Source organism: Alphaproteobacteria bacterium, assembly GCA_018063245.1.
Classification (GTDB): Bacteria; Pseudomonadota; Alphaproteobacteria; order JAGPBS01; family JAGPBS01; genus JAGPBS01.
Map to the genome: position 1 here is coordinate 1 of JAGPBS010000076.1, position 6,318 is coordinate 6,318.

Consider the following 6,318-nt stretch of genomic DNA (forward strand, 5'->3'; position numbering starts at 1 on the left):
GGCTTGGAGCAATAGATTTAGATCAGATGGAAAAATACACTCCCGTAAATTTATACTCTAAGTTATAATCGAAAAAGTGTTACCTATGTCCCCGCACATTCGTTACCCATGTCTCCGGTCTGTACACCACCGCAAGCATCATGGCTGAGAAGATCAAGATTCCGGGGATATATTTCTGTAATAATGTTTTACTCATTTGCATTCTCCTAAATCAATATCATTAAATTGTTTTATCGACTCTATTTGGAAGCATCTCAAAGGTGTTTAGCTTTCTGATACTTCCTCGACTAACTTTACAGCAAGAAGCGTGCCACAGTATAAATCCAGTAAAATAAATATGTTAATATTGTCAACATTCTGTAATATAAATTGAGTGTAAAATTATATTACATTATGGGGTGGTAAGAGTCATGTCGCATTATGCTGAACTTATTTGTAATACTGTTCACTTGAGCTACCGCAGTCACACCCGCTCCTCCCTTTGTCACACCCGCGACCTGTCGCTCCGAAGCCTTGGCGTAGGGGGAAGGCGGGAATGACAGGGAAGGATGATCGAGAATGACAGGGAAGGATGATAAAGAGAGAGGAATGTCAAAATTAGAAAGGAGTTCAGGATTAGCTAAGGTCGGCTCAGGTTAGTCCTTCACGTAAGTAGGGCTGAGGTTCACAATTTCAAGGCTGAACTGCAGATCAAGGGTCTTGGCTGTTTCTTTAAAATGAGCTTTGAAAAGAGACATGAGAGCTTCTGCGGTTTGATTCAGAACCTCTTCTGTTCTACCAGGCATGATTTTCAATGTTCCATGAACAAAGGCAAGGCTCTCTGTACCATCACCTAGATAAAAATGTTCAAGAGGAATCGCTCTGCTTTTGCAGCTCATGAGATTGGTCGGTAGTTTTTTAGCCAATGTTTGATGACATTTTTGAAACAAATCTGAAAAGCGATCTTGTTCTATCACATTATCGCTGAACTCTAGGATGAGATGAGGCATAGAGGTCTCCTTTTCAAGTTTTTACTATGGTCAACAGTAACCGTCATCGCTGTAAGGTCACGTAATTCGTTGATGAAAGAGTTTGAGAAATCTATCAATGTCGTCATGGTGAGGAGCGACTTGTCGCGACGCGACCATCCAGAAATCTCTCGACAAGTGTCTTGCGTTGATCCTTCAGGGCTGGATCCTCGCGGCCCGCAAAGCGGGCCTCAGGATGACGAATCAAATAGGCTTTCATCAATGAATTACTCGACCTTACAGCAATGACGGCCAGTATTTGTTAACCCTTTAATCCTTTGCAGAGCGGTCCATTCTTTTTCTTTCGTTTGGATCAAGGTATCTCTTGCGCAAACGAAGTGTTTTTGGTGTGACTTCAACAAGCTCATCATCATTAATGTAAGAGAACATCTCTTCTAATGTCAATCTTCTTGGCGGCACCAGTAAAACATGTTCATCAGAGCCAGATGCACGCATATTGGTGAGTTTTTTTCCTTTGAGGATATTGACGTCAAGGTCATTTTCACGGTTGTGTTCACCGATGATCATGCCTAAGTAGACATTATCTTGCGGATCAACGAACATAATGCCGCGATCTTGTAAGTTGAAGATCGCGTAAGCAACTGCTTGTCCTGTATCATTTGAGATCAGAACACCGTTGCGACGGCCTGGAATATCGCCTTTATAAGAAACGTATTTGTTGAAGATACGGTTGAGAACACCAGTTCCCTTTGTATCTGTGAGGAATTCGCCTTGGTAACCAATCAATCCACGAGAAGGTGCATCAAAGATCAAACGTGTTTTACCACCAGCTGATGTTTTCATTTCTCTGAGATCAGATTTACGACGATTCATTTTGTCGATCACTGTGCCTGAGAATTCTTCATCCACATCGATGACCACTTCTTCAACAGGCTCAATGAGCTGGTTGTTTTCATCACGCATCATGACAACACGAGGGCGAGAGACAGACATCTCAAAGCCTTCACGGCGCATGTTTTCAATGAGAACGCCAAGTTGTAATTCGCCCCTGCCGCTGACTTCAAAAGAATCTTTGTTTTCAGACTCATTCACTTTAATCGCAACGTTTGTTTCAGCTTCTGCTTGCAGTCTTGTACGGATAAGATTCGAGGTGACTTTTGTTCCTTCACGTCCTGCAAAAGGTGAGTCATTCACGGTAATGGTGATCGACATTGTTGGCGGATCGATTGGTGTGGTTGGAATTGCTTCTGTTACAACTGTGTCGCAAATTGTATCGGCCACAGATGTTTTTTGAAGACCAGCAACGCAGATAATATCACCAGCAACAGCTTCTGAAATTGGAACGCGTTCTGTTCCTTTAAAGCCGAAGAGTTTTGTAAGGCGAGCTGTTTCAACTATTTCACCATTGAGGCTCATGGCTTTTACAGTTGTATTTACTTTTGCTTTTCCGCTATAGACTTTACCGGTTAGCGTTCTGCCCAAATATGGATCAGAGCTGAGAAGAGTTGACAACATTGAGAATGGTTTTTCATCATCCACTTTAGGGCAGGGAACGTGTGATAAAACAAGATTAAGCAAAGGATGTAAATTTTCGCGTGGCTCATCTAAGTGAGTCACACACCAGCCGCTACGACCTGAAGCATAAAGAATTGGGAAGTCAAGCTGTTCGTTCGATGCATCTAAGCTCACAAAAAGATCAAAGACTTCATCCAGCACTTCGTCAGGTCTTGCATCACCACGGTCAATTTTGTTGATGATCACAATGGGGCGAAGGCCTTGTTTGAGTGCTTTTCCGAGAACGAATTTTGTTTGCGGAAGAGGGCCTTCTGCAGAGTCAACAAGCAGAATCACACCATCGGTCATGTTCAAAACGCGCTCAACTTCGCCACCAAAGTCCGCGTGGCCTGGTGTATCGATGATGTTAATCTTATGATCTTTCCAAGCAATTGATGTTGGTTTTGCTAAAATGGTAATGCCGCGCTCACGTTCAAGATCGTTGCTGTCCATCACGCATTCTTCAATTTTTTGATGTTCTAAAAAGGTACCGCTCTGTTTTAAAATCGAATCAATTAATGTTGTTTTGCCATGATCCACGTGGGCGATAATGGCGATATTTCTAATATTTTCCATAGTTTATTTCTCGTTCGGGTTAATAAATGTTTTCATGAAGGATGTATTTTTATAAAGCAAAAAGTAAGTAAATTCAATTAAATTCAGCACGCTCTTTTTTTTATTTTTGGACGCCTGGGTCAAATTCATGAATTTTGAATTTGAGCCATTTACGACTTCTATACCTAAATGTAAAGAAGAGCAGGTTCATCGCTCCATAGAAAGCTGTTAATTGCCAGCTGAAACTTGGAGAGACATCGTAAATTTGAATCACAAAGTAAAGAGGTAAAACCGCAAAACCCCATGATGTAAATGCGTTGCTGAGCATAATAAAGGTTGTATCACCAGCAGATGTGAAGATACCGGCAATTGCCCAAGTGAGGCCATCGATCGCGCAGAAGACCCAGACCCAGAAAAGAGCACGCGTCCCGTATTTCAGAATGACTTCAGGGTTTGATACTGTACTGTTTTCACTGAAAAAGAGCTCAATGAGTGATTCTGGGAACAAAAGAAGAGGGATCGCTAATAGGACAACAATGCCAAAATGGACGATGACCGCATTCTTTAAAAGGCGAGAGATGAGCTTATGGTCTTTTGCACCAATCAGGTTGGATGCAATAGAGGTAACCCCTTTTTGCAGGCCTTCCATCAGAAAGATAAAGAGGATGAAAATTGTTTGTCCAATTGTCAAAATGGTTGTGTAAGCAAGACCCTTTGAGACAACGATTGGGAAAAGAGCAGCCCAAGCACCGACTTCAATTGTGTGACCAATGGCTCCAGGAGATCCAATGCGTAAGCATTTTTTGAAAATGGACCAGTCGAAACGGTAGTCATGCGTATTATAATGGGTCCGGTTGTACTTGCTTAAAAACACGCAGCCAAGCAGTAAAACTTCAAAAGCACAAGCTGATACTGTTCCGATCGCAGCGCCTTTTGTGCCCATGGGTTCAAACCAGCCCTCAATACCGAAAATCAGCAGATAGGCTGCAATCGCATTAAAGCCATTAGCGATTAGTGCAGTGACGGTGACGTAAATTGCTTTGCCTCGTCCGATGTAAAAGGCGGTCAGAGCGCCAATAAGCGGCGTGAGGCTGCCAAAGCCAAGACTGATTCTAAAAAAGGTTCGGCCTTCCTCTTCAAGGATTTCCGGCAGAAAAGCATCTGCTTCAAAATAAGCAATAGGGACAAAGAGAACAGACAAGAGAAGGGAAAAGTAAATCATTTGCCAAACAGCTCTACCTGTCTTTTTGTATTCACCCGCGCCATTATATTGACCAACAAAGATTTCGGCAATCACAGCAATAGAATAAGCTCCGTAAGTAAAAAGGGAGGCCATCATGCCAGCAGAAGCTGCGGCATTCATTGATATTTCAGAGTAGTTTGCGAGAAAAAGTCTATCGATGAAATACATAAGTGTGCCAGAAAGGCTTGTTAACATCATCGGAAAAGAGATATATAATATCTGCTTTAAACTCGCATTTGGATACGGCGTCATAATCGTAATTTCTTCTATAAGGAGAGAGCTCCGGAATTAATCCAGGAGCTCTATTATATAGAAACTTATCGATTATTGCAAGAGTAAACTGGCTTAAGCTTGCGATAGCTCATTTTCTTCTCGTTTGGGTTTGATAAACAAAATGTGCAATGTGCTTACGATACCAAGGAGGTAACAATAGTACACATAAGGCGTAACAGAGAGGGGAGATATGCCCGCAATTGCACTTGCCAAAAGGATTTGAGCGCCATAAGGAATGATGCCTTGGAAAACACATGAGAAGATATCAAGCCATGTTGCGCTGTAATGTGCAGGGATTCTGTACTTCTTTGAAATGTTACGCGCGATCTCTCCGCTGACGATAATCGCAATTGTATTGTTTGCGAGCAAGACATCAAAGAGACTCACAATTTTTGCAATAAGAAGCTGAGCCATCTTCTGTCCGCCTTTGCGATCTTCAATCCAAGCAGAAAGACGTGCGGCAAGCTCTTGTGATCCTTTTCCGGCAAGTCCAGAAAGCCCTCCAACCATTAATGATAGAAGCATGATCTCATTCATCGATGCAAAGCCCTTTGTAATAGCTGAGCTCAAAAAGAGAATATCATGATCAGGGTTGTCGATATATCCAATGAGTCCAGCAAAAGCAATGCTGATCACAAGAGAGATAAAGACATTCATGCCCGTAACAGCCAATGTAATGAGCAGGATATAAGGGCTGATGAGCCAAAGCGTATAGTCCCCAGCTATCACTGATTCAGGCCTTTCTGTGCTCAAGAGCAGCAGGGCGAGCGTAATCAAGCAAGGAATAATTGTTAATTTCGCATTCAGCTTTAATTTGCTTTTCATATTGGATTCCTGAGACATAACCGCAGCAATGGTTGTGTCAGAAATGATTGAGAGATTATCCCCGAACATCGCACCACCCACAACAGTGGCTATCCCTAGAGGAACAGAGAATCCACCCTGTAAGCTGATCTCAGCTGCAATCGGCGCAATAGTTGCAATGGTGCCCATGGAGGTTCCGATTGCGGTTGAGATGAAGGCTGCTGTTAAAAAGAGTCCAATCAGAATAAACTGGGGTGGAATCAGGGATAGGGAGAGATTGACCGTGGCACTCACGCTGCCGATCTCTTTTGTCACTTCACTGAAAGCGCCAGCCAGCAGAAAAATGATGCACATGGTGATGATGTCTCGATGACGGACGCCATCGAGGAAGTTATGCATTTTTTCTTCTGTATTGCCTTGGTTTAAAAGCCAACTCAGGGCAATCGCTGGAATAATGGCTGTTAAGGGTGAGAGTTGATAAAAGGCGTTCGCTGTCCCTTGCAGCGTGAAGTAGATGCCGCTCCCGACAAAAAGAGTGACGAAGAGCAGGATGGGTGAAAAATAGCGAATATAAGACATGATTGTCTCCTAAAGATTTTTATAATTGGTATATGGGAAGTGAGGGGTGGCTCATCAAATGAGCAATAAATATCAATTAGGCCCAAATGGCCATTCGGGTTATCATAGCAATAAAGAGATTGAAAAGGTCTTGTTTCAAGTGTATTCACCAAAAAAATGAGGTTAGGTTTTCAGGTTAACACAGGTTGTGGAGAATGCAAAGAGGGAAAATATCTATGTAGGAGCAAAATGATATTGTCCTGTTTGAGCAAGATAGAAATGTCCGCTTTTCAGTAGGAATTTTCTTTTAAACTTATCGAGAGTTTAGATGAAAGGGGTCCGAATGAATCACAGCATAAACAT

4 protein-coding genes are annotated in these 6,318 nt (G+C 42.5%); all 4 read right to left on the reverse strand.

Annotated elements, in window-relative coordinates; genetic code table 11:
* Positions 1-635: 635 nt before the first annotated feature.
* The 4 genes from KBF71_08650 to KBF71_08665 all read right to left on the reverse strand — a co-directional run bounded on the left by KBF71_08650 (position 636) and on the right by KBF71_08665 (position 5,976).
* Entirely contained in the window at positions 636-989 is a 354-nt protein-coding gene (locus KBF71_08650) for a 5-carboxymethyl-2-hydroxymuconate Delta-isomerase (GenBank protein ID MBP9878381.1), read from the reverse strand.
* A gap of 288 nt (positions 990-1,277) precedes the next feature.
* The gene (gene typA, locus KBF71_08655) at positions 1,278-3,098 is read right to left on the reverse strand and encodes a translational GTPase TypA (protein MBP9878382.1); all 1,821 of its coding nucleotides are present in this window, start codon (positions 3,096-3,098) and stop codon (positions 1,278-1,280) included.
* Between the two features lie 100 nt (positions 3,099-3,198).
* Complete coding sequence (locus tag KBF71_08660) at positions 3,199-4,572, reverse strand: MATE family efflux transporter (protein ID MBP9878383.1); 1,374 nt, start codon at positions 4,570-4,572, stop codon at positions 3,199-3,201.
* A 93-nt stretch (positions 4,573-4,665) separates the two neighbouring features.
* Positions 4,666-5,976 carry a sodium:proton antiporter gene (locus KBF71_08665; protein MBP9878384.1) on the reverse strand — a complete coding sequence of 437 codons (1,311 nt, stop codon included), beginning with the start codon at positions 5,974-5,976 and terminating at the stop codon, positions 4,666-4,668.
* Positions 5,977-6,318 lie beyond the last annotated feature (342 nt).

Bases quoted from the DNA above. Each gene is read 5' to 3' on its own strand.
- KBF71_08660 (MBP9878383.1), bottom strand. From the start codon at position 4,572: ATGACGCCGTATCCAAATGCGAGTTTAAAGCAGATATTATATATCTCT.
- KBF71_08650 (MBP9878381.1), bottom strand. From the start codon at position 989: ATGCCTCATCTCATCCTAGAGTTCAGCGATAATGTGATAGAACAAGAT.
- typA (MBP9878382.1), bottom strand. From the start codon at position 3,098: ATGGAAAATATTAGAAATATCGCCATTATCGCCCACGTGGATCATGGC.
- KBF71_08665 (MBP9878384.1), bottom strand. From the start codon at position 5,976: ATGTCTTATATTCGCTATTTTTCACCCATCCTGCTCTTCGTCACTCTT.